Genomic DNA, 24789 nt, shown 5'->3' with positions numbered 1-24789 from the left:
CCTTGCTACAAGCGGACATCACGAAATCGGACGCCGACAAGAAACGGCTGAAACCCTTGCTACAAGCGGACATCACGAAATCGGACAAAATCTATATAAGACTAACTTAGATACTAATAAAGATACTAATAAAGATACAAGCATGCTTGATTTTTCATCAATCAATTTTTCTCAAAATGTTCTACAAAAACAAAATCAAGACATTGTAGATAATGCCAGCGAATTTCTAGTATCAAACGGAAATTCAGGTAAAATTCCTTTAGAAGCTGAAACCATAAAGTTAATCAGTTTATGGTCTGCAAATGATCCAAAGAAAATGGAAAAAATGATTGGTATTATTTTTAATGCTAAAAAAGCAAGTGAAACATTTATTACTCAACAAACAGGAACACCAACAACTATCTTTTTAGATAACTACGAAGATTTGCAACATGACATCACAGTTTCGTTAAGAAGAACATTTAACGCTATTAGAAATAAACAGGATAAAAAACAAAAAGTTAATCCTGAAAATTACATTTTTGGCGCAATGAGAAATACTTTTGAAGTTTGGTACAGCGAATACATGCAATCATTAAGTTCAAATGGCTAAAATAGCTCATATAAGAGCCATACAGGAACTTTAGAAGCAACAAAGTACAAAAACCTAGTAGAATGCAAAAAAACCTTAGAAGCGTTATTACAAGCAATTAAAATCAAAGGACAAGATAATATCTTGTCCTTTTTTTGCTGATTTTTTTAAGTTAAACAATTAAATTATGTATCATACTACCTTTTTTAGAAAGCTCATTTTGCATTGCGTAATACGTCTGTTTACTGTCATTTACCATATCAAAAACAGTCAAAAATAAAAGGGTATATAAACTCACAAGTTCGCCCTTGTATTTTTTTTATGTTTTTTATCTGTTTTCATCACAGCAAACGACCGAAAACGCACTGGAAAAAATGAACCATCAAAACAAAAAAAGGGGGGTGATCTATGTACATAATTTAATAACTTAAAAATAATCATCAATCCAGCTTCACTCACTCAACACCTAAAAAAAATGGGTGTAAAAGAAAGGAAATAAAAAATGAATAACAACTTTTTAAAGCAAGAAGTAAATAATGCAGAAAGCGAGCATAGAATGATAAGTCAAGCTCTGATTGAACAAGAAAACAAAGTATTAATACGAAAATATGGAACGATAGGTAATGCAAATAAACGATTGTTAGAATTAGAATATTTTTTGAATTATAAGGAGTGGAAATAATGGAATTAATAAATGTAGAAACAGTATCTGCAACAATAAGTGGAGAAAAATATGATTTTGATAGATATGATTTGATTGATAGAACAGCATTATCGACCAAAGAAATTTCAGTTGTTGTTAGTTTTATACCAGATGATAATAACAAAATAACTGGAGATATTATCGCATATGGGGAGTGGGGTGACTTAGATAAAAATGAATGTATTGAATATCTTAATTATGTAAAATCAATTGGAAAAATAAAGCGAGAATTTAATATGTATATTTAGAAAAAGAGTAGGAAACTAATGGCTTAGTTTTCTACTCTTTTTTAAATTTTTTAGGTTTATTTTCGTTGATATAATCTGAAAACATTTTTAAAAGTTTTTCAGTATCATCAACTGATAGGTTTTCTGTTTCAAAATATTTGTCTAACAAAGCACCTTTTTGAATTAAAATTCTAGTACGTAATTTTCTTTGTTTAGAATTTTCAATGTATTTTGATTGTCGCAATTTAAAGTCTTGCTGAGAAATCTTTTTTTCTAATTTTTCTTTTTGAGAAATGAGAATATCTAATCTTTCAGACATAGGCAATTACCCTAATATTCTTTATGATTGTTCAGATCAGATTTATCTGAATTTGAGATAGGATTATCATCATTTTCTTTAGTTTCAGTTGAAGATGTTTCAGTATTTTCTTTTGAAATGAATTGAGAAATTTTATCAGATAATAATTTCAATTCATTTTTATTTAATTCGGAATAATCAATTCCAGATTTTTTAATAATATCATGACCTAATTTTTTATCTATTTTTTCTTTTTGAGCCTTAATTTGTTCGTTAAGCTTGTTTAATTTTTCTTGTTGCTGTTCCAGACTTGACATAAGCGACTACCTCATTTCTTTTTTTTAATTAAATAAATCATATCATTTGTTCACGTATTAGTCAAACAAATAAATTGAAAGAACCAAACAAGAGTAGTACAATATACATAGATAATGAGAAGTCAGAAGAACGAGCGAAGCGAGTTCAATGCGCACTTACACATCATCCATAAATGGCTGATGTAATTGCTTAAAAAAACGTGTATGAGAAGTTGCCTTTGGCAACAACTAAAATATAAAAAATAAAAAAGAAAGGAGATTAAATGACATGGCTATTTTCCACATGAGCTTTAGTAATATTAGTGGCGGTAATGGAAGAAGTGCGGTAGCTAGTGCTAGTTATCGTAGTGGCGAAAAGTTGCATAGTGAAGTAGAAAATAAAAACTATTTTTATGATCGTGTAGTCATGCCAGAAAGTTTTATTCTTTTACCAGATAATGCACCAGATTGGGCTAGTGATCGTGAAGTGTTGTGGAATGAAGTAGAAGCAATTGACCGTAAAGTAAATTCACGTTATGCAAAAGAATTTAATGTGGCATTACCAGTTGAACTTACCAATGATGAGCAAAAAGAATCATTGACAAAATATGTTCAAGAAACTTTTGTTGATAACGGAATGGTAGCGGACGTTGCTATTCATAGGGATAACGCAGATAATCCACACGCTCACGTTATGCTAACTAATCGCCCTTTTAATCCTGACGGAACATGGGGACAAAAAAGCAAAACAGAATATATTTTAGATGAAAATGGTAACAAGACACGTACCGAAAAAGGAAATATTAGACAAAGAAAAATATGGCTAGTTGATTGGGATAAGCAAGGAAAAGTGCAGGAATGGCGCAAGGGTTGGGCTGACGCAGTAAACCGAACTTTTGAGCAAAAAAATATGCCAGAACGTATTAGTGAAAAGACACTTGAAGAACAAGGGATTGACGGTTTACCAACACAACACGTTGGAATTAATCGCAACAAAGAAAAACGTCAAGAATACAATGATTTGGCAATTAAAAATCGATCAGATAAAGCCAATCTAAAAAATATTGATGAAAAAATTAATAATGAACAAAGAGTACAAACGTTACAACGTCATCTTTCTTTTAATGACAAGAAACTAGTTGCTAATTTTAGCCGAGAATTACATACATTTATCAGTTTAGAAAATCTTGATGATAAACAAAGAATGCTATTTAATTGGAAGAATAGTATTCTTATTAAGCAAGCAATAGGTCAAGATATGAATGAACAACTTGTTAAGTTTAATGAGCAAAAATCTTCACTAGAAAATGCAAATAAACTAATGGATAAAGTTGTAGATAGGACAATGAAATCAATTTATCCAAGTGTTGATATTGATAGTGTAACTATGGCTGAAAAACGGGAACTTATTAAAGAAACGGATAGTGAAAATAGAATATTTAGTTCAGAAGAAATAGATACGAGGTTAAATGCGATCCGTGCTGATATTTTGAACAAGCAGATATTGACGTTTACCAAGCGTCCATTTACTAGTTGGTTAATGTTAGAAAATCAACAAGCCACAACTATTAAAAATGTAGAAAATATTATATCTCAAAAGGGATATTCATTTGCTGATATTGAACGGTCAAATGGACTAATAATTCAAGACTTTAATTCTGACGAACAAGACATTTTGAAACGAAACATAAAAGATTTTGAAACTGTTAAGCAAGTTAAAAGTGTTGTGGCAACACAGTACAATGGTGTGCTTGAAAAAGTCTTCCCTAACATTGCGAAAGACCAGCTATCTATGGTTGAAAAAGAAAAGATATACACGGCAATTATTTTTACAAATCCTGATTTAAAAACAATTTCTGAAAAAGAATTAATGGATATTGTAGAAAATCCACCAACACAATTTAGTACACGAGAACACCGTCAAGGAATATCGTATCTAACTGGTGTCATTAAAATAGAAGATATTCAAAATCAACATCTTGTACGAATTTTGAAAAATGACGGTGCTAAACAACTATTCATTGGAGAAGCTACAAAGGATCCTCAAATTAGTAATGATGAAATTGAACGTGTTAAAAAAGCTATGCAACAATCGGGAGGAAAGTACGAAAACTATCGTAAAGACCAGCTTAAAGACTATCAAAGTGTTAATTACAGAGAAGCAACACCAGCCGAATACATGAAGAATTTATTTAGCAACACTGTTACGAAGTTCTTATACAGTAACGACACTAAACGCCAGCATGATCTCAAAGAAACAGAATGGGAAATGGAGAAGAAGAAGCGTCAAAATGAAAAGACAGGAGGTAGAGGAATGTAAAAAAAAAGTAATAAAAAAATGAACACAATGTGTTCATTTTGTGGTATAATGATATTATAAATAAACGAAAGGAGCATACGTGTGGCGAAAGAAGAGTGGTACAGTCTCACTAAGGCTAGTGAAAAATTAGGTTACAGCAGAACCTATGTTAGTTTATGGCTACGTAGACACAAAGATGATTTTCCAGACGAAATGATTATGCAATCAGGAAACAGTAAAATGATTTCTGAAGCAGGCGTAAAGTGGATTGAAGAAAACACAAAAAAAGAGGGCGTCCTCGTCAGCAATAGAACTGCTAATGAGGATAAATACCTAATACTTGTACTATTAGGTAAAGCCCATAACATCTATTTTACAATTTGCTTAATTGGACGTCTAGTAAGTTGTTCATACCATAGCAAGAAATGCCATTTAAAGGGGGTGACTTAATGAAAAAGGAGAGCTGGCAAGGGGTAAAAGGAAGTTTGGTTTATGAAGATGATAAAGCAATTATCGTTGATAATTCAGAAGATTTAAAAGATATAAAAAAACTATCCAATCAAATTTCTGAAAATGGTAAACCGATTTATACAAAAATTTACAACCTTCCAATAGTGTCAGTAGCAGTGATGGAGACACGTATATTGAATCATGGGTTGGTGTTATTAATGCAAAAAAGCTAATCGAATCAATTGGTGATAACCTATCTAGTATATTTGATGAAAATATACGCTTATACGAAAATAAATCTAAAATTAACGAAGGTATCAAGAAAACTGCTAGAGATTCACGATCCGCTACAATGTTTTATTTCTACAATAATGGAATAACACTAATTTGTGACAAAGCGAAAAATAGCCCAGGTAATGGAGCAATTGCATTATCCGGAGTGTCAATTGTCAACGGAGCTCAAACTGTCAACAGCTTGGCAAGCCTCGCCAAAAATGATTCCTTAGATGAAAATGTTGATATATTAATTAGAATAATACAAATTAAAGAATACGAACAGCGAGCGAAAATTACTGAATACTTAAATTCTCAAACACCAATAAAAGAAAGTTATTTTATTGCCAACAATAGTATCATCAGAAAACTGCAAGAGGATCTCTTTGAAAAAGCATACTATTTGGAACGACAAATTAACGAATATGAGTATAAATGCCAATATCAAGATATGACTAAATTTGAGAACTACCATATTTTGCCTGTTGAAAATGCTGTACAACATTACGTTGGTGCATATGTTAACAATAAAGCTGCACAGGCAAAAAGTGGCAAGAGTGTTCTTTTTGATCAAAATAATATAGAAGAAAATATTAAGGATATATCAGCTGAAAAAGTTATCATGTCTGATGTATTGTATGCAAAAATTTCTTCGATAATTACTTTGTATAGAAAAAATAGAAGAAATCCAAATAATTCAGAATTTTCGGACTACTTAGGTATCGATAAAAGTAACTATATTTCTGATTTATATTCATTCTTGAATACAGGGGACATACTGCTATTAAACTCTGTTACTAACATCAAAAGAAACAAACCATCTCTTACTATTGATGAGTCAATCAAAGAATCAATAGACTTGATACGCGACATTATTTCATCTGATGAACAGTTCAAAGATCAGGCTCCGGCCACACTAACAAAATCTAATCGTCTATTTGAATCTGTTCAAAATTCAATTAATAAACAACATTAACAATATTAATAATTAGTAATTTCACCATTAGCGCAAAAAAATATAAGCATTTTGCGCTTTTAAAATGTCTTGATAGAATAGCATTTACACACTGAAATTCAATTATGCAATATTTAAAAATTGCTCATTCCTAAATATTTTTCAACATCTTTCAGCATAGTTTCCCCATATTTTTCAAAAGAAATATCTTTTATTTTATCCACATATTTAAAAATACCTACTGCAACAGAAAAAATTAATAAATATTTGGTAGCATCATCTAATTCAAACTGTGCTATTTTCGTTTTATATCCGTTTAGAAATGCATTAATAAAAATCTGCTTTGAATCAAAGTCTTGATAAAACAGCTTTACAAAATCAAGATATAATAATCCAAATTGTGCTCTTTCAAAATCAATTAACACTAATTCTTGTTTAACCCATTTAAAGTTTCGAACTCCAACATCTCCATGAAGCACTCCTAAATAATTATTTTTTTTTCTTTTCAGCCGTCGTGTCTGAAACTGTTGAAAAACGGTGTATACTTTTTGGTACACTTCAGCATTTTTAATCTCATCTATATCTTTAGCTATTTTATCTATTAAATCAACATTATGTCGAATACCCTTAAAAGGTTGCGTGTTTGCATGAAAATCTCCAACTGATTTTCCCATTTGAAATGCTAATTCTACTGTTACATCAGGCTTCAAAACATCGATTAGATGCAAATCCTCTAATATAAGTATATATTTAAACCCTTCAACGGACACCGTTAAAGTTTCAATACCAATAATTTTGATGTTTTTTTGATGAACTATTTCTTTCTCAGTAATAAATTTTTCATATTGATCTTCTCGATATATTTTGATAAAAATTTCATAAGAAAATCGTTCACTATATCCAACATACATCCTATTAAACGAAGTATGTTTAACTGCGTGCAAACCATTTCCAAATAATTCTTTAACTTTAGTTTCTAACACCATTTATTTATCCTCAAATATCTAAAATAAAAATTGTTGATAAAACATTTCTACATCACTCACAATATTTTTCTGATTCGTAGTTATCTCAATTATTTTAGCGTCGTTAACTAATCTCTTTATAACTCGAGTTTTATTGCCTACATAATCTTGAGTAACGTGATGTAAAATGGACTGTTTCTCGTCAAAAACTAACTTTAACGTTCTAGCCGATCCGTATTTAAGAATAACAACGATATTAATTTTCATTCTATTATGCAATTTAGCAGAAAATTCATTCACTATCTCAGAAGGTAAAAATCGATATTTATTTTTCCAATATTCATCGCGAGTTTGTGGCTTATGAATATATTGTGTAACTGGTTTATTCAATTTTAAGTTATCAAACGTGATTTGTCTAATCGAAACTGATCTGCTATTTCCCCACGCAACTTGATTATCATCAATGTATATGTCATCATTCGATATAAAATATCTATTCACATCATTTTGTTGACTCATTTGTAATAATTTCAACATCATTGTGGTCTTTCCAGCAAATTTTTCTCCCAGAATCAAAACTCCTTTATTATTAATTTGGATGGCTGCTCCATGAAACTCGACGGAATATTTTAAAAGCAATTCAACATAAATAGAGCGAATAACCTGATATAGTTGGTACACTGTTTCAAATTTTCCGTCTTGCAACTCTATCTGGAGTTTACCTTGTCTGTAAAATAATGAAGTTTGATCAAAGTCTGTATCAATTACCCAATCACCAATATCACACACCTTTTCAAAAAAGATACTATTGATTAAGTCTCTTAGTTCCATATGTTTCCCCGGGTGATAAGTGTGAGCATTAAACAAAACTTCCATATATAAATCCGCTGTTGGATAATCACCCTCAACTTGCACATAAGGTGTTAATAATTTAGTTAGGATATCTAATAATTCTGGTTTCTTGATATCAAACGTAATGGATTGTCCGTAAGGAAACACGAAATAATGCATAAGTTCACTCCTTTGTTGTATTTTTTCTGAAAACATGCTTAATACTGTTTTTTAAAATATAAAAACTGATCATTGAAAATAATCTAACTGCATATAATATGGGATAATTAAAAGTAGACATGCACAATTGGAACACATTCATCAATTTTTTCATCTTATGATATCGTACTACTTGAAATAATAAATTATGAGTATGCTCTATCATAAATAGAGCAGTTACCAATACCATAGTTGGAAACATATTATCATCAACAATTCCGTAAGCAATAATAATTGTTATGAAAAGCAATTCCCAAATTTCAAGAAGTGCATCAATAAAAAGTTTTATTACAATCCCGTTTCCTTGAACAGTGGAATCATATTGTTTATATACGTTCAGAATAGATAACGTTCCATAGTTAATTCTCATATGTTGCCTAATCATATCCCTATAAGTATTTACATAATCGACAGGGGACAAGAACGGTAAAATAACTTCCTTCTCTCTTGAAAATGCTAATTTATATCCAAGCTCGATATCATCAGATAATTTAGGAAATCCACCTACATTAGACAAAACTTGCAAATTTATAAACATACCACTACCCATCAAATATTGAATAGACTTCAAATTATTTTGTAGTAATGTCACACCTTCAACCCCTAAAGATCTTCGTATATGGAATTGATAATACTGCTTAACAATGCGTTTGGTTAATTTTCCTGCTTCTAAATAGACTGGTATTGATTGATAAACAGCGGGATTTTTTTTTCGTTTTTCCAAATCCGTAATAATCCACTGAAAAACTTCTTCACTTGGTCTAGCATCCACATCATACACACCTATATAACTGTTTGTCTTGTCTACACAGTGTTTCAGAGAATCCTGCGCTAATTTCAATTTGGTAGTCTTTGTACTGTTCTTGTTTTCATCTATAAGAATCGTAACTCTTTCACTAACATGAACATTCTTTAGCAGATTGGGATTATCAATTACAAATATTATTTGATTAACTACTGAGCTAAACTGTACAAAATGCGCGAGCGATTCTAGAAAGACTGTCTGTACTTCATGCACGGGTATAACTAAAAAAATATTGGTACCTTTATTTGCATTCGAGAAGTGAGAATATTGACTCTTTCTATATTTAGAAATGTACCTCAGCGTAAAAATAGATTTTAGTAATATGACCAATTCTTGTCCTAGTACGGCTATTGTTAATACATTAATTAAGATATCCATATTTCCAGTCACATTACCTACGTATTGTAATCATATTTTCTGCTAGCAGTGTGCGAATAAAATCATCAATATCAATGCTAATTGATGACTGTTCAGCATTATTGTATAGTTTTTGTAATTCTTTTGCCAACTCATCAATTGTCTTCTGTTTACCGATATTCTTCCACACCGACACTCCGACTTCATTTACTTCAAATGCTGAATCTGAGTTAAAAAGGTATGAATTTCCTCCAAATTTACGTAATTTATATTGTGGGTTCTTTCGGTATTTATTAAGCATTAATTTTTTCCTCCAAATATTCTATATACTCATTTAAAAAAATTTGGGCATCTTCAATAACAATTTTTGATGATTCCTTTTCAAGATTGATACCCTCAAAATGAACTTTTTGGTACCAATTCCATACTTCCCGGTACTGTTCATATTGCTGCAATAGATTGTTAAACTTTAAAAATGACCACTTTGGCCTGTCATTTGTATATCCCTGTGTTAATAAAATCATTTCCAACAGATGAACATATGATTGCCTAATGACATACATTGCTGTAGTGCGAGATGCAAAATCGGTCAAGTTACCCATTACATCAGATGTTGCATCATCTATTCTATTCATCAAAATTCCAAAGTATATTTTTTGATATTTTTTTAAATCTAACTTTTGTTTCAATTCCTTATATTGCGAATCATTTTGAATGCTGCAAGACATAAATAGTCGATGAATAATCGAATTCAAAGTTGTAAATGTCCAGCCTGATGGCAATTTTATCTGTTTTTTTAAATTTTTATTTAATCCAAAATCTACTGATTTTATACTATTAAATATTTCCACTAATTGTTGAATATCATATGTTTCTACATCGAAATGCTTTCCTTGAATTTTTTTAAAATCAAACCTTCTATTATTTACTGAATATGAATGTATATTATTTGAAGGTTCGGCATTAGTTTTGATGACAAATAGATCAATATCTGAATACTCATTCCCCATTCCAAAACCAATAGAAGATATTTCACCTTCAACTAATGAACCCGCCACATAAACAATATCTGAACTTTCAATATTAACGCCCGAATTTTTTATAGAGTCCAAATATTCTCCCTTAAACCTGGTAATATCAATCATTAATACATACCCTCTTGTTCTTTTAATTTACTAACCAAGAAATTAAACGTTTCTTCTTTTCTATCCTTTGTTTGAAAATACTTGATTTTCGGTATAGATAAAACAGACAAATCGTTATACCCATCTCCATAAAAATAAATTTTATCAAATACTTTACCACCCACTATATTTTGTATAGCTATTGCTTTGCTAACGAACTGTGGATAAATTTGGACATTACCAATTGGATCAAATACCATATTCATTCTAAGCGCATTAGCCAGTGTATATAACTTTTGTGTTTCACTAGTCAATTCATCAGTAATAATCTTAATTTTATTAACCTTGCTCCATTCATTCATAGAATCTTCTGGTAACATTTCAAATCGTAAAATATCATCAAAATCTACTTGAATCGTAGATTTAATTTCTTTAAAATTAATATTTTCTTTTAATATTCGAATATCCTTTAGATTAAAATAACTTCTTTCGAAATTAATATCTGAAAAAAAAATCTCTCCGCCATTAGAAAATGCTGCCCCCAAAAAAAAATTTGAAATACTCTCCCAATCAAAATTAGTAGCAAAATTTTCAAAACTTCTCCCAGTGGCCAGAATTAATGTCCCAAAAGATGTAAGCTCCTCTAATCGTACCGAAAGTTGTTCATCTCCGTCTGACTCTGATTGAATTGTATTATCAAAATCTAGAACTATTAAATTATTCTTGTTATTTATCGCCATTGAATCCCTCTATTATCTGTTATCCTCGTTAAAGTACTTAAAGCATTTTGTGCTATTTTAAAATATCGATCATCTTGAAAGTCACTATAATAACTTAATGCGCCTATACAATGCACCACTACATAAAAATAAATATCTTTTTTTAATTGGTCTGGATTACCATAAATAGGTGCTAATACTTGCAGCAACATTTCAATTTTTTCTTCATCCATGTTTAATGTTCGCCAAGAAAATTTCGCATAGTCTAAAATAGGATCCCCGGAAAACGCTTTGTCAAAATCTAGTAAACCTACAAATCCCCCCCTCCTATTGACCAAAATATTCGCAGGTTTTAAATCATAATGCAGTAGCCCGATTTTTTCCATATTCTGTACTCCTCTTAATCTAGAGTATAAAAATGGCTTTATAGAATCAACATTCACCAGTATCTTATTCATAGAACTTAAGCGAATATTGATTTTATTTTCTAAAAAAAATTGCCAATTCATTATTTGAGCTTGCCCGATATAACCAATTCCTTCTGACACATGCATATGAATTTTTTCAAGAAAATCTACAAATGATTTTAAAAATTCTGGCGTAATATTATTTGAAAAATTATTTAATTTTCTTCCTTTTATTCGAGAAAAGGTGACTATTCTACTCTGATAATTGACATTCAAAACTTTTGGGACATGCAAATGATCATTACGAAGCATTTGCAATGCTGTAATTTCCGTGATAAGGTTTGCAATATTTTTATACTCTTTAATTACATAATTACTACGAATAACTGTGTTATTTTCATAATTTCCATCTATTTTAAGATTATCAATATAACTCAAGTGTTCCACCTTTCTGAGCAGTACGTTCAAATTTTTTATAAATAACAACATTAACTATAATAAGAACTATTGAAATGCTAATTTCCCTACCTGAAAAAATAACAAGTTGCCAATTAATATGTGGCTGACGTTCATTAAATATAGCCATAGCGAACTGAATAGAGTTGTGTAACGGAATAAAATTTGAAATCACTTGCCACAAATATGGTAATTTTTGGGATGAGAATAAGGCGCCTGAAAAAAAGTTGATAACAAATATAAATAGATTAATAAACAAATTTAAATCTGTAGTAATCAAACTCATACTACCAATTAACAAACTCAACGGTATAGCAGCAAGCATACCTAAGAAAACCGTTATCACCACTGCAATAATGTCAATGGAATTAATATCAATATGTAAAACAAACTTCGCTAAAATTATGGGAACAATTACCATAATTATTGCATCAATAATCCCCGCTAAACTCCTCAAAAAAACAATTTTAAATGTATCATTTCTTGAGGCCACAATTAACTTTAAGGTTCCTTGTACTCGTTCATTTGATAAAATAACACCGGAGTATACTGCTGCGTTGACAACCGCCGCCAAAATAATATTCGTTAGAACAACAGATTTGATATTAGAATCACCATTTTTTGAAATCAACAATACAAAAAAAATGACTTGTATCATAGGTTGAACTATTTTATATACCATAAAACTGATCAAATTAAACGTTGCGTATTGTTCCTTGTATGACAACCAAATCAATGTACCCCAGCGCCTCATCAATAAACCTCCAATTGACCTTCTACTAAAATTTTTCTCTCCATAATATTATTCATCACAATTATTCCAATTCCATACAAAGCAGTAAGAATTAACAATCCATATACATTGGCACTTGTCAAAATATTGTACTTGGCATTAAAGATCTGATGTAGCAATCCCACAATCCACTTTGTTGGTAGTAGCCAAGATATAATCTGTAAAAACCACGGCAACTTCTGAATAGAAGTAGCTATGCCACTTAATAAATAAATTGGATATTCTAGGACATTTATCCAAAATATTGCTTGTCTATTTAATAGAAAAAAATAACTCAAAAATAAAGACAATGTGGTAAAACTAATGAGCAGTAAGAAATAAACAGTAATTAGCGTATACACATTAGGCAGCACAATATTCAAATCAAAAACATACTGAATTATCAAATAAGACACAGCAAAACTCCATAATGCAAGAATCAGATTTGCTATAACTTTCCCACCATAAATCCACTGGAATTTAACTGGTGAAGCAAAATTACTTCCTAACACACCCATCCTCTTTTCACGAGTAAGGTCACTCAAAGAGCTAAAAACTATTGATGACCATAAATTCATGACACTAACATTAACGAATAAATACTCCCCCACATTAACAAAGTTTTTATTTGACAAAATAAAATATAATAATATTGTGTTCAAAATCGGTTGAATAATAATAACAAATCGATACGTGGATCGACTTAAGGACTGCTTAAACTGTAATCTCAAACTAGTAAGTAAAACTCTCATTTTGTCCCTCCTCTACTATTTTTATACAGTTGTGTAGTATCTGTATATTTCATCTAAGGATGGTGAGCCAATTTTCCACTCCCGAATTTTTGAATTTTGAACAAAAGACGACAACTTTACATCATCCAATTTTTTATTACTTAACGAAACTTTCATTTCAATTACATTCCCCGTTCGCTCGACATACTTTTCAACAGATAATTCATCACCAAAGTATCGACTAAACAAAGTTATTGCCTGTTTACGATTGACCACGTTTTCAACTACAGCATGCACGTATAATTCTTTACCAATATTGCTCCTCAACTCTTGTGCTGTACCAGATGCAACAATCTCTCCACGGCTAATAATCGTAATTTCATCACTTAAATCTTCAACTTCTTCTAAATAATGTGACGTAAACAGTATTGTTGTTCCATTTGCTGCTAGATGCCGAATAATATTTTTAAACTCTTCTGCGCTTTGTCTGTCGAGCCCAATAGTAGGTTCGTCTAACAACAGTATCCTCGGATTGTTCAATAACCCTCTAGCAATTTGTAATCGTTGTTTCATACCTTTAGAGTAAGTTTCAACTTTTTTATTCGCGACATCGGTTAATTGAACTAACTCTAGCAGTTCTTTTATTTTTTCTTTTTGCTCTACGCCTTTCAAACTATAAAGTGCCGAAAAATACTCTAAATTTTCTCTAGCAGTTAATCGCCAATACAAATCACGTTCACCACCATAAATAAAATTAATATCTTGTCGTACCGCATTCAGATTACTTTGTAATTCTATTCCTTTCATTGTTACTGTGCCAGATGAGGGCAATAATAAAGTAGATAATATTTTCATAGTTGTAGACTTACCGGCTCCATTGGGTCCAATCAATCCATGAATTGTACCTTTTTTTACATTCAAACTAATTTGATTCAAAGCAACAAAATCAGTCCCATTTTTTTCCTTGTACGTTCTTGAAACTTTATCAAGGTTTATCATATATTCGTTCATTTTAGTTTGCCTCCAAAAAAGATCTTAGAAACCCTATCCAGTCAAGGCTTTCTAAGATCTCTCCTACATATGCACGTCTATACTGTTAAAAATTAACTGTATATTTTCGTAACATCAGTAATTACAGACATTATGCCATTTCAAACGTAAGAACATCTGGCAAACTAACCTGGCGCAATGCTGGCTTTTCGTATACATTATTCATGTTATTTCTCTCCTTTCCTTAATTTTAATAAAATGGTAACAACATTGAAGAAGCTTCAATGTGCTGTCCTGTAATACTTTGAGAATACGACGAGGCAAGAAATTGAACTGTACCTATCGATTCCTGGACATTAGGTAACCTTTCGGTTTTCATTCGCTCTAAGGTTTTTGTATACCCATATTTTGCTTTAATTGTTGCATGACGTAGATACAAATCTGTATCCGCAGATATTCCTATCGAATTAACTCGTATACCTTTTGAATTTAATTCTTTTGAAAGATACAATGTATACGCTTCTAAAGCTGCTTTACTCACACCATAAGGTGCTAACAAATTAAATGGTGTTGTTGCGGATTGAGACGTTATGTTGATGATTGATGGCTTTTCAGTAAAAGAATTATTATTTAACAAACCTGTAATCATTCTCCGCTGGCCATGAAAATTTATATTCATAATATCAAACCAATCTGAATCCGGTACCTGATCAACAGGTCCTACATATGAACTAGTCGCCGCGTTATTGACCAAAACATCCAACTTAATCTCATTCACCACTAAATAGTTTAATAACTGATCAATAGATTGCTGGCTTTCCAGTAATAACTTCTGAAACGTTAAATGTTTATTTTTAACTTTTATCAATCGCTGACAACTAGCTTCAGAGTGATATGTAGTAATCACCTTCCACCCGTCATATAAAAATTGCTTAACCAGTGCTAATCCAAATCCATTTCCGCCACCTGTAATCAAAATAGTTTTCATTTATCTAAACTTTCTAATGCTTTTTCAATTTTAATAATGGCTTTTTTTGCTTCCACCAAATTTGTAGAAGCGACACTGTTGTTTAATACAGAATCGACAAAATTGTCCCACTCCTCTTTATATCCTGCCCTTGCATATCCTCGATATAATCTACCTTGACTCCAGACTTTTTTAGGCTCATCTCGAAGTGAACCCTCTGTTCCTAGCCAACTCTCCGTATCAATTAATTCTATATCCGTTAAATTTTTCATTGTTAGCTTTGCGCCATTTTCCAACGTAGCAGTGAGTTTCATATCGTAAGCTTGCGATCCCCTAACTAAATCCAACAAAGAATACACTTCCCCATTGTAAAGTTCGAAATGAGCTACCTGTGTTGTGTCATTATCATATAAAATTTTGGCATTTTTAATTTCTGAATTTTCTGCCCAACTTTCAATATAATCAAATGCGTGAACAAACATATCGTAGAATGTAATTTGAGTTTTTGTTGTCAGCCCCCACATTTCATTATGAAATAGAGTAGGGAAGGTCGCTTCTAAATGCAATACCTTTGGTTGATACCCCTCATTTTCAGATGTATATTTCTGCATATGCTTAGTGGCTTCCGTATATCGCCATTTTGTTCCTACTGATGTTACTAAATGTTTTTCTTCAGACAACGAAATTAAATCATCAAATTCGTACGAATGTATCGCTACTGGTTTTTCAACAAAAACATGAAGACCTGCTTCTAAAGCTAACTTGGTATATGCCACATGACCTGCTGGATCCATTGAAATAACAACAGAATTAATTCCGTCGTTAAGTGCATTATCAAGTAATTCTTCGGCTGTTGAATATGTTTTAATACCAACAAATCGATGTTCAGCAGCTTCTCTCCTTTCTTCAGACAAGTCTGCTAATGAAATAATGACGGTATTTTCGTTAGCCAACATATTAGGCAACATGCTGTGATCAACATGTCGTCCAAATCCAATTAATCCTACTTTTACCAATTTATTCGTCATGATATCGTTTTCCTCTATTCTAAAAATTCTATAATATGTGCGTCGTCATTATAATTACACCAATGAGAAACATCATTTCCTAACAATTCATGTGCATATTTCATCGCTTGAACGTATAACAATATCTGTCGTTGAGCGTTTTCATTATGTAAGGGAATCATACTGAAGAACTGTATCATTTCAATGATTTTCAAATCCCTCAAAGAATATCCTTCCCCAACTATATAATCCAACTCTTGAATTAACTGAAAATCTAATGAATACTTAAAGATGTATTCAAATTTATAATTTGCCAATTTTGAGAAAATAAACGAGTTAGATGCTAATAAATCATAATTACCAGCATAACACTGTCGCAATTTCGCAATATCATACCTAACATCTCCGAAGATAGAATCTTGTCCCCCAAAGCTTCCTCGTGGATCAATTAAAAAAATTTTTTCACGATTAAAAATTATATTAGTAAAGTTTAAGTCTCCATGAATGATACCCCAGTACTTGTTGACACTGGTAATCACTTCATTGGCCATTTTTAGAATTTCTACTTTTAATTCTAAAAATGACGGTATGAGTACTTGATCTACCGATATTTTCTTGTTTTGAACACAACGAAACTCATCCCAGTCATGCAAACGGCTCATAAATGTTTGTATATATACGTATTGTGCTTTATCATATGCTTTCTTTTCATTTTGGTAGATAGTATATCTGTTTCTTAATGTAAGTATGTTTGCAAGCAACTTTTTCCTTTGTTCATCTGATATTTCGCTTCGAAATATTTCATCCATTCGATGACCTTCTATTGCTTCCAAAAGATAGCTTTTCTTTGATTTCAACTGAACATTAGGGAGAAAATTGATTGCTCTAAAGTGTTGTTGCATACTCTTGTACCAAAAATATTCAGAAGTAATTTTACTTGGGATACCCTGCTTCAAAACATATTCTGAATTGTAATTAGAAACAATATTATTACTTCTACTCTGATACGCTTGTTTAACTGTCATATCCATTTATGATATGTCCTTTTCGTAATCTAAAAATTTTACTTGTTTCCGTGGAATATTGCTAATAGCCACCAACCCGCTCTTTAACAAAAATTTGTACAAAGGAGAGATGTATGACTCTCCATATTCCCTAATAACAGCATCAACATGATTTAAATAAAGTTGTTCAAAAACATCAAATGACTTGAACCCATACATTCCAACACTTGCTTGATTCGATATTCTGCGTTTTTCAGCAACATCTGTCATAAGTCCATTTTTACTTTTAACAAAACTCCATCTAGTTCCTTCTACCTGTGTCACTAGTAACCATCCATCATTTTCAGCAAAATTTTTAGGGAAATCTAAAAAATCAACAATTTCAGTATCAATGTTATAAATAATTATTGAATCCATACTATCAAGTTTAGGTTTAGCTGCTAATGCACTTGTAGCTTGTCCATTTGTATCCCCCTCTACAAAAGCAATATCCCAATGCTTAATTCCTAGTTTAGTAGTCACCTCTACCAGAAGAGAACGTTCCTCAAATTCAGAGCGAACTATAAATATAAAGTGCTGACAAAATAACTCTTTCAATCCATTCAATGATCTCTCTAACATGCTTTTCCCATGTACTTCAATAGCGTATTTATTTTTCTTTGTATGAAATAGATTCTTAGCTCGAGTTCCTTTGCCAGCCATAGTTATAATTACGTTCATAATTTTTTCTTCTCTTATGGTATATTTTATTTTTTTACCCGCGTATAATAAGTGTCATCTTATTAATGGCGGTACTGGTATCCATGTGGAAATTGAACAAACAAATATTATACATAACTTTTGTAATAATAGTAGTTAGTATTATATCTGACTCAATTATCCCAATTACTTTTTGGATATTCGTATTTTTGGTAATTAAATACAAAGCATTTATTCCTAATAAGAATCAGTCACTCATTTTGTTTATCATTCGTAGATTATTGTATATTACTTTCTTTGCACTCCCAATCTTACTGATTGATAAATTTAATTTTTACATTTTTCCTATTAACTACTGTTATTTTCTTGTAAGTGTCGTGCTAGCTCTCACACTTCATTTTTTGGACTTCCGACAAATTATGAATATTCCCATATCAACCTTACTACTCTCAGTCAAGCCTCGAAAACATGACTCAACCTTACTGGTTGAAAGCATCTTCATATTTTTCAACTCTATTTCTGAGGAAATATTATTTCGTTTGTTCGTATTGCATTCAATAGCATGTCCAATTTTTCAAGTATTAGTCAGTACAATAATTTTTATTGCCATTCATAATCGTGCTATTTTCACCTCCAATTCCCAAAAGATAAAAATGCAAACATTACCAATCTACGTTGTTTTCAACCTAACTGTTTGGATAATGTACTATGCCACACAGTCTCTACTTTATCCGATTATCATCCATTTTCTATTTAACCTACCAACTTTATGGATGTATTCACGAGCCTATGTATTAAAAAAAAAATAACGTTACCAGCCACCTGGCATCCAAGGCTCCATTACTAGTACAATCAGCCCTAAGAACAGTATTTTAATCCAACGTTTATCTTTCATAATTACAAAATTCTCCTTCCCATTGATTGGATGATTACATTTTACAAGATATAACATTCCGCCCCAAAAATATATCCTATAACGGATAAATATACCTATATTGAGGAGTACATTCTAATGAATTACGGGAAAATTTTTGCAAAAATCAGAAAAAGTCGCCACGTTTCTCAACAAAATGTCTCTAAAAGAGTAATTGCGCAATCCATCCTTTCAAGATTTGAGAATAATGGTAATATTGACGCAAAAGTGTTAATGTCACTACTTTACAAACTTCATGTACATCCAACTGAATTTTTTATGCTTGCAGAAGACAAACAATTTGTTGACGAACAAAATTTTATTAATCGTTCTCATTCGGCGTTTTATAATTCCAGTGACAACTTATTACTAGTTACTGAAGAACGTTTGAAGTTTGACGAGACTGATGACATGTTTTACTTAATGAACGCCGTACGCATCGAGGCAACGTATGCTTTTAAACATGGACAAGATTATTCGCATCTCAAAACTGACATTACTGCCATCAAACAATATCTAATGGAATTAGATTATTGGTTCATATCTGAAATCAGCATCTATTCTGATCTATTGTTTTTATTTGACAGTGCATTTATAAAAGCGCAACATCCTCGTATGGTGCGCTCCCTAGCACTACTTCCTTTTGGTACATCTCAACGTAGCTATTTACAGTCTGCCTATAGTCATAATGCTACAGTCGTGTCTTTCGAGCATGATAAATTAGAAGACACAGCCTTATACTTAGCTTACTTCGAGAGCACCCTTACAAAAGACTCACGTAGTTTGACAAACGCCATTTATTATTCTGCATATCAACAGCTATGGAGCTTAAAAAATAATTTCAGTCAAAAAAATTTAGAAAATTTATTTCAAAATATTTATATTTTGAAACAATATGGCTATGACGAGGAATATAGAGAACTAAAAAAATTCATTGTGAAAATTTTGTACAGTTAATCATCACTTTCTGGACATTAACAATTTTTGTTAATTTACAATGGTTTTTATCATAAATTATGTTCAGAAACCTATAACTTTATCTATGTTCATTTAGTCCCTATGGTTTTATCTTATGGTACACTTAAAGTATTAATAAAGAGGTGCTCATTTTGAAAATTGGTTATGCGCGAGTTTCGACAGGTTTACAAAATTTAGATTTACAAAAAGATAGCTTAGAACACTATGGATGTGAAAAAATTTTTACTGACTACATGAGTGGTGCAAAAAGTCACCGTCCTGGTCTAGGTCAAGCAATTGAATTTACTCGTTCCGGCGATATGATTGTCGTTTGGCGGTTGGACCGGTTAGGTCGTAATATGGAAGATCTTATTCAAGTTGTTAACCATTTGAAAAATAGAGGTGTCAGTTTTCATAGTTTGCAAGAAAATATAACAATGGATAAGGGAAGTTCTACTGGTCAATTAATGTTTCATTTATTTGCGGCTTTTGCTGAATTTGAACGAAATCTAATTTTAGAACGTTCCTCTGCTGGTAGAATTGCTGCTAGAGCACGTGGTCGGATTGGCGGCCGACCAGAAAAATTTAACAAGCAAGATTTGGTTCTATTAAAAACCTTGGTTGATAACCAGACACCTATTGCAACAATTGCTGAGAGATGGCAGGTTTCTCGGACAACAATTTACCGCTATCTCAAAAAGATGGAGGATAAAAATGAGCAAACATAGGGAAAACATACTTGCTAATTACTCAACAACGATATAAAGCATTAAACCGTTTCCTCATTCTGGAAACAAACTATCACAGAAATAAACCAACAGACACAAATTTCAACAAGAACCTTACAATATTGGAAACAGATCTATTTCACCAATGGATTAGTATGCGTAGAGTAGATTGCAAGAATTAACCGAACACTACGAATTTCTGAAAAACCTTTCGCGGTGATTGCCAATTGAATATTTTCAAAAATAACCTTTTGAACGAAGCCATTTTAAATCATAATAATTTTGCATAGTCTTTTGATACAAAAAACATTAAAAGACACCTCAAATTGTTCATCAACAACCATTAATTACTAAAGTACGTAAAAAAACAGCCTTTCTGTTCAAAAATAAGAACGAAAGGCTGTTTTTAATGCAAATCACACGTGACTAAAAAAATTTTTTCTGTTGTAATCGCCAAATACACCACTTTAAAAACTCAGCTTCATTCAAAAAATTCAATGCGATGCGTCTCAGCATACCTAATTTTTTTGGTGTTTAATATCTCAAACATAGACTGCTCTATTTGACCAGCAATCACATACTTTACTTTTTGATTCATGTTAGTTTGAGGAAACGCCCCTAACATCGCTGCCAATTGTTGGGATTGTGAGCGCGTTAACCTATTAAGTTTACCAATAAAGAGAATAGGTTGTTGCGATATATCTTTCACGCCAACACTTCGTCACTAACCACGCCTCACCTATACTATTGTCGCCACACATTTTGTGGCCCTAAACGTGAACAGTTATGGACTGTTTTTTTGTATACTGTACATATAGCGTTCATACAAGCTCATAAGTCTAGGTCATAAATAAAGGAGAAATAAGATGAAATACGGTTACGCAAGAGTAAGTACCACAGATCAAAAACTAGAAAATCAAATCAAACAACTAAAAGACGCAGGCGCAGAAAAAATTTTCAAAGAAAAATTTACAGGTACAACAACCAAACGTCCCGAATTTAAGAAATTGATTGCATTACTAAATACTGATGATGAACTAATTGTGACTAAGCTAGATAGGTTTGCTAGAAACACACGAGAAGCCCTAGATATTATTCAAGATCTTTTTAACAATAACGTCAAAATTAATATTCTTAACATGGGAGTGATTGATAACACCCCCACAGGACAGCTTATATTTACAATTTTTAGCGCCTTTGCGCAATTTGAACGAGATATGATTATTACACGCACACAAGACGGCAAAGAATACGCAAAAAAATTCAATCCCAATTATAGAGACGGTCGTCCCAACAAATTTACGGTAGCGCAAATTAACCATGCGTATGAGTTAAAACAGCAGGGAAAAACTTATCAAGAAATAGAAAAATTAACAGGCATTAGTATATCCACACAAAAAAGACGTTTCGCAAAAATAAATAAATAATTAAATAAACAATTTATTTGTTTATTTAATTATTTATGTTATAATAGATATATAGAAAGGTGGTAGAACAAATGAAAATCATTACGTTTACAGCTATCAAAGGCGGTGTGGGAAAAACAACCATGACGCTTAATTATAGCGATTGGCTAGTTAGGCAAGGAAACAAAGTTCTATTAATTGACTTAGATCATCAATGTAATTTAACAACGATATTTGAACCAACAAGAAGAAATAACACAATTGCAGAAGCCTTTAAAGATGAAGAGGACGCTCAAAAAGTTCAAATAGATCATATTAAAGAAAATTTGGATCTAGTAGCTGGATATTTTGATTTAGATGAAATCGGAAGTAAATTAGAAAACAACAGCAACAAAGAAATGATGTTGTACATGTGGCTTAAAAATAACTATGATATTCTCAACATTGCTAGCTATGATTATATATTGATCGATACGCACCCTGATTTTGGAACTATTACTAAAAATGCTATTGCATTAAGTAATTATTTGATTAGTCCTATCACACCAAGTGAACATGGTTATTCAGCTAAATTTGACTTAGAAACACGTTTAGAAAAGTTTAGAAAAGCATTGTTTGATTATAAGACTGGAGAGACTTACGTGGACGCAAAATTATTCTTCGTAGCTAACATGGTCAAACACAACACTAGCACCTCTCGTGAACTACTGGATCACATCAAAGATGACAAGACGGTTATGACTGTTGTTCCTGAAAGAGAAATATTCAATAAGGCTACAACTCAACATTTATCTGTTTTTGATTTTTCAGAGATAGACACTAAGATTGCGCAATCGAATAAAAAATCCATTGTTGAAATTAACAATAGTTTTAACGCAATTTATGACATTACTAAATAAAAAATAAAGGAGAATGATTATGAGTTTTGAAGCATTCAACAAAGATAAAGATGAAGCAGTAAAAAACAATTTAAAATCTACAATTAACCCAGAGACAAGCGAGGAAGAAAGTGTAAAAAAAGCCTTGCAAGCTATTATTAGTCCTAAAAACAAACCAGAAGAAAAAAAGCGATCAGTTACTTTTTCTATCACTGAAAGTCAATTGAAAAAAATGGATCAAGAAGCACGTAAGAATGGTTTTAAAAATAAGTCTGAAATGCTAGCTTCGTTCATTGACGCTTTATAAACAAATTATTTATTTATTTAATTATTTAAAGGAGGAGAAAGTAGAATAATGGCAACTAAATTACTGGATTTTTGGTTGTATTTGTATCTAGGTTGTATCTATTTTGTGCCTTTGGTTGTCATCATGCGCTCACAAGCCACAGACGGACGTTTCTTGCTACGCAAGATGTTATTCCCACTAGAATACTTAATTCAACTAAAATTGGAGCAGGCGACAAATTACAGCCGTTCAGCGACAAGGCTGGGACATATATTTATTTGGTTTCTTAGTATTTTTGGATTAATGATTGCTACACTACCACTGTACATCTTTAACGAACCCTATGAAAATCATACGACTATGCTAATGTTTATCGCCTATTATCTAATGCTTGCACCTATCAGTTTTTGGTTTCAACCTAGAGCTGATCGTGGAACGAAAAATCGTTAAAAATTGATGATTGATTATTACTATGATAAAATGAACACATCGTTTACAGAAATAAAAGACATAAAAAAAAGTCCCAATCCAGAGGATTAAGACTTTAATTTAAAAAAGTAGTTAGCAAACAACTACTTAGTCCAGCTAATTTTAACCGCCAAGTAAAAACTAGCTGAAATTTATTATCTTTTTCGATTACCCTAATTATACCCTATTTAAGCCAACACTTGCAAGAATAGCGAACAGGATAATCAAAGATAAAAGGACTAAGTAGAAAAACTACTTAGTCCTTTTTTACTTCATTAACTTGGAAAATAAAAAAACTTGTCGGGCGGACAAGTTGATTAATCTAACTTCTTAAATTAACTATGTTTCTTATTATATCAAGAATACAGATAAATACAAACTTAAAGTTAGTAAATTTTTTATTTTCCTTTTCACACAAGAAAGGGAGTGCCTATTATGACACAATTTAATTTTATTCAATCACAAAATGCTTATGGAACTAAGTTTTTTCAACTACCACAGGTATTATTATATGGCGAAAAATATAAAGTACTAAGTGACAGTGCAAAATTAGGTTATGTAGTTTTGCGTGATCGTTTGGAATACTCATTGCAAAATAATTGGATAGATGATGAAAATCGAGTGTACTTTATTTTTACTAACCAAGAGCTTATTCAATTATTTGGTTGGAGTAACACTAAAGTTGCCAAAATAAAAAAAGAACTAGAAACTGCTGAACTACTATTCCAAGTTCATCAGGGATTTGATCCGAAGAAAAAGCAAAATTTACCCAACAGACTTTACCTTGCTGATTTAGAAGTTACAGCAAAAGACGTGTATATTAAACAGGATTTTGCTAATAAAACAGCTGAAAGCCTTGCTACAAGCGGACATCACGAAATCGGACGCCGACAAGAAAATATTAAAACGGCTGAAACCCTTGCTACAAGCGGACATCACGAAATCGGACGCCGACAAGAAACGGCTGAAACCCTTGCTACAAGCGGACATCACGAAATCGGACAAAATCTATATAAGACTAACTTAGA

31 protein-coding genes and 1 pseudogene are annotated in these 24789 nt (G+C 31.6%); 15 read left to right on the top strand and 17 right to left on the bottom strand.

Annotated elements, in window-relative coordinates; all coding sequences use genetic code 11:
* From LQZ75_RS09380 to LQZ75_RS09370, 3 genes and pseudogenes are all read left to right on the top strand, one after another.
* Positions 1 to 592: pseudogene (locus LQZ75_RS09380) on the top strand (plasmid replication initiation protein); the annotation flags it as partial.
* A gap of 481 nt (positions 593 to 1073) precedes the next feature.
* The gene (locus LQZ75_RS09375; protein WP_230097561.1) at positions 1074 to 1253 is read left to right on the top strand and encodes a hypothetical protein; all 180 of its coding nucleotides are present in this window, start codon (positions 1074 to 1076) and stop codon (positions 1251 to 1253) included.
* Entirely contained in the window at positions 1253 to 1522 is a 270-nt protein-coding gene (locus LQZ75_RS09370; RefSeq protein ID WP_230097560.1) for a hypothetical protein, read from the top strand. Before LQZ75_RS09375 ends, LQZ75_RS09370 begins: the two co-directional genes overlap by 1 nt.
* Positions 1523 to 1553: 31 nt before the next feature.
* Here the strand turns inward: LQZ75_RS09370 and LQZ75_RS09365 are convergent, their stop codons facing one another.
* Both LQZ75_RS09365 and LQZ75_RS09360 read right to left on the bottom strand, forming a co-directional pair.
* Complete coding sequence (locus LQZ75_RS09365; protein ID WP_230097559.1) at positions 1554 to 1820, bottom strand: hypothetical protein; 267 nt, start codon at positions 1818 to 1820, stop codon at positions 1554 to 1556.
* 11 nt (positions 1821 to 1831) lie between these two features.
* Positions 1832 to 2116 carry a hypothetical protein gene (locus LQZ75_RS09360; protein ID WP_230097558.1) on the bottom strand — a complete coding sequence of 95 codons (285 nt, stop codon included), beginning with the start codon at positions 2114 to 2116 and terminating at the stop codon, positions 1832 to 1834.
* 268 nt (positions 2117 to 2384) lie between these two features.
* On the opposite strand from LQZ75_RS09360, the gene mobQ reads away from it, so the two are divergent.
* The 4 genes from mobQ (at position 2385) to LQZ75_RS09340 (ending at position 6093) form a co-directional block, all read left to right on the top strand.
* Positions 2385 to 4415, top strand: a complete 2031-nt coding sequence (gene mobQ / locus LQZ75_RS09355; protein WP_230097557.1) for a MobQ family relaxase — start codon at positions 2385 to 2387, stop codon at positions 4413 to 4415.
* 81 nt (positions 4416 to 4496) lie between these two features.
* A complete protein-coding gene (locus tag LQZ75_RS09350; RefSeq protein WP_230097556.1) occupies positions 4497 to 4844 on the top strand; it encodes a hypothetical protein in 348 nt (115 codons plus the stop codon).
* Positions 4844 to 5077: a hypothetical protein gene (locus tag LQZ75_RS09345; protein WP_230097555.1), complete on the top strand. Its 234-nt coding sequence runs from the start codon at positions 4844 to 4846 to the stop codon at positions 5075 to 5077. The genes LQZ75_RS09350 and LQZ75_RS09345 overlap by 1 nt, the downstream gene beginning before the upstream one ends.
* On the top strand, positions 5038 to 6093 hold the full coding sequence (locus LQZ75_RS09340) for an AIPR family protein (RefSeq protein WP_354002021.1): 1056 nt from the start codon (positions 5038 to 5040) through the stop codon (positions 6091 to 6093). Before LQZ75_RS09345 ends, LQZ75_RS09340 begins: the two co-directional genes overlap by 40 nt.
* Before the next feature lie 113 nt (positions 6094 to 6206).
* Here the strand turns inward: LQZ75_RS09340 and LQZ75_RS09335 are convergent, their stop codons facing one another.
* The 14 genes from LQZ75_RS09335 to LQZ75_RS09270 all read right to left on the bottom strand — a co-directional run bounded on the left by LQZ75_RS09335 (position 6207) and on the right by LQZ75_RS09270 (position 18146).
* Positions 6207 to 7058 (bottom strand): phosphotransferase, encoded by an 852-nt coding sequence (locus tag LQZ75_RS09335; RefSeq protein ID WP_230097554.1) that lies wholly within the window; start codon positions 7056 to 7058, stop codon positions 6207 to 6209.
* An 18-nt stretch (positions 7059 to 7076) separates the two neighbouring features.
* Positions 7077 to 8048, bottom strand: a complete 972-nt coding sequence (locus LQZ75_RS09330; protein WP_230097553.1) for a phosphoenolpyruvate carboxykinase (ATP) — start codon at positions 8046 to 8048, stop codon at positions 7077 to 7079.
* Between the two features lie 4 nt (positions 8049 to 8052).
* Complete coding sequence (locus LQZ75_RS09325) at positions 8053 to 9270, bottom strand: glycosyltransferase family 2 protein (protein WP_230097552.1); 1218 nt, start codon at positions 9268 to 9270, stop codon at positions 8053 to 8055.
* A gap of 13 nt (positions 9271 to 9283) precedes the next feature.
* Entirely contained in the window at positions 9284 to 9550 is a 267-nt protein-coding gene (locus LQZ75_RS09320; RefSeq protein WP_230097551.1) for a PqqD family protein, read from the bottom strand.
* Positions 9543 to 10394: a hypothetical protein gene (locus LQZ75_RS09315; protein ID WP_230097550.1), complete on the bottom strand. Its 852-nt coding sequence runs from the start codon at positions 10392 to 10394 to the stop codon at positions 9543 to 9545. The genes LQZ75_RS09320 and LQZ75_RS09315 overlap by 8 nt, the downstream gene beginning before the upstream one ends.
* The gene (locus LQZ75_RS09310) at positions 10394 to 11113 is read right to left on the bottom strand and encodes an HAD-IIB family hydrolase (RefSeq protein WP_230097549.1); all 720 of its coding nucleotides are present in this window, start codon (positions 11111 to 11113) and stop codon (positions 10394 to 10396) included. Before LQZ75_RS09310 ends, LQZ75_RS09315 begins: the two co-directional genes overlap by 1 nt.
* Complete coding sequence (locus LQZ75_RS09305) at positions 11104 to 11937, bottom strand: aminoglycoside phosphotransferase family protein (RefSeq protein WP_230097548.1); 834 nt, start codon at positions 11935 to 11937, stop codon at positions 11104 to 11106. Before LQZ75_RS09305 ends, LQZ75_RS09310 begins: the two co-directional genes overlap by 10 nt.
* The gene (locus LQZ75_RS09300) at positions 11924 to 12709 is read right to left on the bottom strand and encodes an ABC transporter permease (RefSeq protein WP_230097547.1); all 786 of its coding nucleotides are present in this window, start codon (positions 12707 to 12709) and stop codon (positions 11924 to 11926) included. The genes LQZ75_RS09305 and LQZ75_RS09300 overlap by 14 nt, the downstream gene beginning before the upstream one ends.
* Entirely contained in the window at positions 12709 to 13479 is a 771-nt protein-coding gene (locus LQZ75_RS09295; RefSeq protein ID WP_230097546.1) for an ABC transporter permease, read from the bottom strand. The genes LQZ75_RS09300 and LQZ75_RS09295 overlap by 1 nt, the downstream gene beginning before the upstream one ends.
* Before the next feature lie 21 nt (positions 13480 to 13500).
* Entirely contained in the window at positions 13501 to 14469 is a 969-nt protein-coding gene (locus LQZ75_RS09290; RefSeq protein WP_230097545.1) for an ABC transporter ATP-binding protein, read from the bottom strand.
* Between the two features lie 229 nt (positions 14470 to 14698).
* Positions 14699 to 15436, bottom strand: coding sequence for an SDR family oxidoreductase (locus LQZ75_RS09285; protein ID WP_230097544.1), 738 nt, complete (start codon positions 15434 to 15436; stop codon positions 14699 to 14701).
* The gene (locus LQZ75_RS09280; RefSeq protein ID WP_230097543.1) at positions 15433 to 16443 is read right to left on the bottom strand and encodes a Gfo/Idh/MocA family protein; all 1011 of its coding nucleotides are present in this window, start codon (positions 16441 to 16443) and stop codon (positions 15433 to 15435) included. The genes LQZ75_RS09285 and LQZ75_RS09280 overlap by 4 nt, the downstream gene beginning before the upstream one ends.
* A 14-nt stretch (positions 16444 to 16457) precedes the next feature.
* The gene (locus tag LQZ75_RS09275) at positions 16458 to 17453 is read right to left on the bottom strand and encodes an aminoglycoside phosphotransferase family protein (RefSeq protein WP_230097542.1); all 996 of its coding nucleotides are present in this window, start codon (positions 17451 to 17453) and stop codon (positions 16458 to 16460) included.
* Positions 17454 to 18146 (bottom strand): glycosyltransferase family protein, encoded by a 693-nt coding sequence (locus tag LQZ75_RS09270; protein WP_230097541.1) that lies wholly within the window; start codon positions 18144 to 18146, stop codon positions 17454 to 17456.
* 65 nt (positions 18147 to 18211) lie between these two features.
* Here LQZ75_RS09270 and LQZ75_RS09825 point away from each other — a divergent pair, with 65 nt between their 5' ends.
* The 3 genes from LQZ75_RS09825 to LQZ75_RS09260 all read left to right on the top strand — a co-directional run bounded on the left by LQZ75_RS09825 (position 18212) and on the right by LQZ75_RS09260 (position 20723).
* The gene (locus LQZ75_RS09825) at positions 18212 to 18934 is read left to right on the top strand and encodes a CPBP family intramembrane glutamic endopeptidase (RefSeq protein WP_354002020.1); all 723 of its coding nucleotides are present in this window, start codon (positions 18212 to 18214) and stop codon (positions 18932 to 18934) included.
* Between the two features lie 203 nt (positions 18935 to 19137).
* Positions 19138 to 19995 carry a helix-turn-helix domain-containing protein gene (locus LQZ75_RS09265; RefSeq protein ID WP_230097540.1) on the top strand — a complete coding sequence of 286 codons (858 nt, stop codon included), beginning with the start codon at positions 19138 to 19140 and terminating at the stop codon, positions 19993 to 19995.
* A gap of 152 nt (positions 19996 to 20147) precedes the next feature.
* On the top strand, positions 20148 to 20723 hold the full coding sequence (locus tag LQZ75_RS09260; protein ID WP_230097539.1) for a recombinase family protein: 576 nt from the start codon (positions 20148 to 20150) through the stop codon (positions 20721 to 20723).
* Between the two features lie 481 nt (positions 20724 to 21204).
* On the opposite strand, the gene LQZ75_RS09255 is transcribed toward LQZ75_RS09260, so the two are convergent.
* Positions 21205 to 21432 (bottom strand): BRCT domain-containing protein, encoded by a 228-nt coding sequence (locus LQZ75_RS09255; protein WP_230097538.1) that lies wholly within the window; start codon positions 21430 to 21432, stop codon positions 21205 to 21207.
* 157 nt (positions 21433 to 21589) lie between these two features.
* Between LQZ75_RS09255 and LQZ75_RS09250 the strand changes: the two genes are divergently transcribed.
* The 5 genes from LQZ75_RS09250 to LQZ75_RS09230 all read left to right on the top strand — a co-directional run.
* A complete protein-coding gene (locus LQZ75_RS09250) occupies positions 21590 to 22150 on the top strand; it encodes a recombinase family protein (protein WP_230097537.1) in 561 nt (186 codons plus the stop codon).
* Positions 22151 to 22221: 71 nt separating this feature from the next.
* Positions 22222 to 23028, top strand: coding sequence for a ParA family protein (locus LQZ75_RS09245; RefSeq protein WP_230097536.1), 807 nt, complete (start codon positions 22222 to 22224; stop codon positions 23026 to 23028).
* A 19-nt stretch (positions 23029 to 23047) separates the two neighbouring features.
* Positions 23048 to 23314, top strand: coding sequence for a ribbon-helix-helix domain-containing protein (locus LQZ75_RS09240; protein WP_230097535.1), 267 nt, complete (start codon positions 23048 to 23050; stop codon positions 23312 to 23314).
* Between the two features lie 48 nt (positions 23315 to 23362).
* Positions 23363 to 23743, top strand: a complete 381-nt coding sequence (locus LQZ75_RS09235; protein WP_230097534.1) for a hypothetical protein — start codon at positions 23363 to 23365, stop codon at positions 23741 to 23743.
* A gap of 453 nt (positions 23744 to 24196) precedes the next feature.
* The coding region (locus tag LQZ75_RS09230) for a replication initiator protein A (RefSeq protein WP_230097533.1) at positions 24197 to 24789 on the top strand (593 nt) is incomplete at its 3' end.

It is taken from the genome of Periweissella fabaria, from assembly GCF_918814575.1.
Taxonomy (GTDB): domain Bacteria; phylum Bacillota; class Bacilli; order Lactobacillales; family Lactobacillaceae; genus Periweissella; species Periweissella fabaria.
The sequence above is the reverse complement of the archived record's forward strand: the minus strand, read 5'-3'. Positions and strand labels throughout refer to the sequence as shown.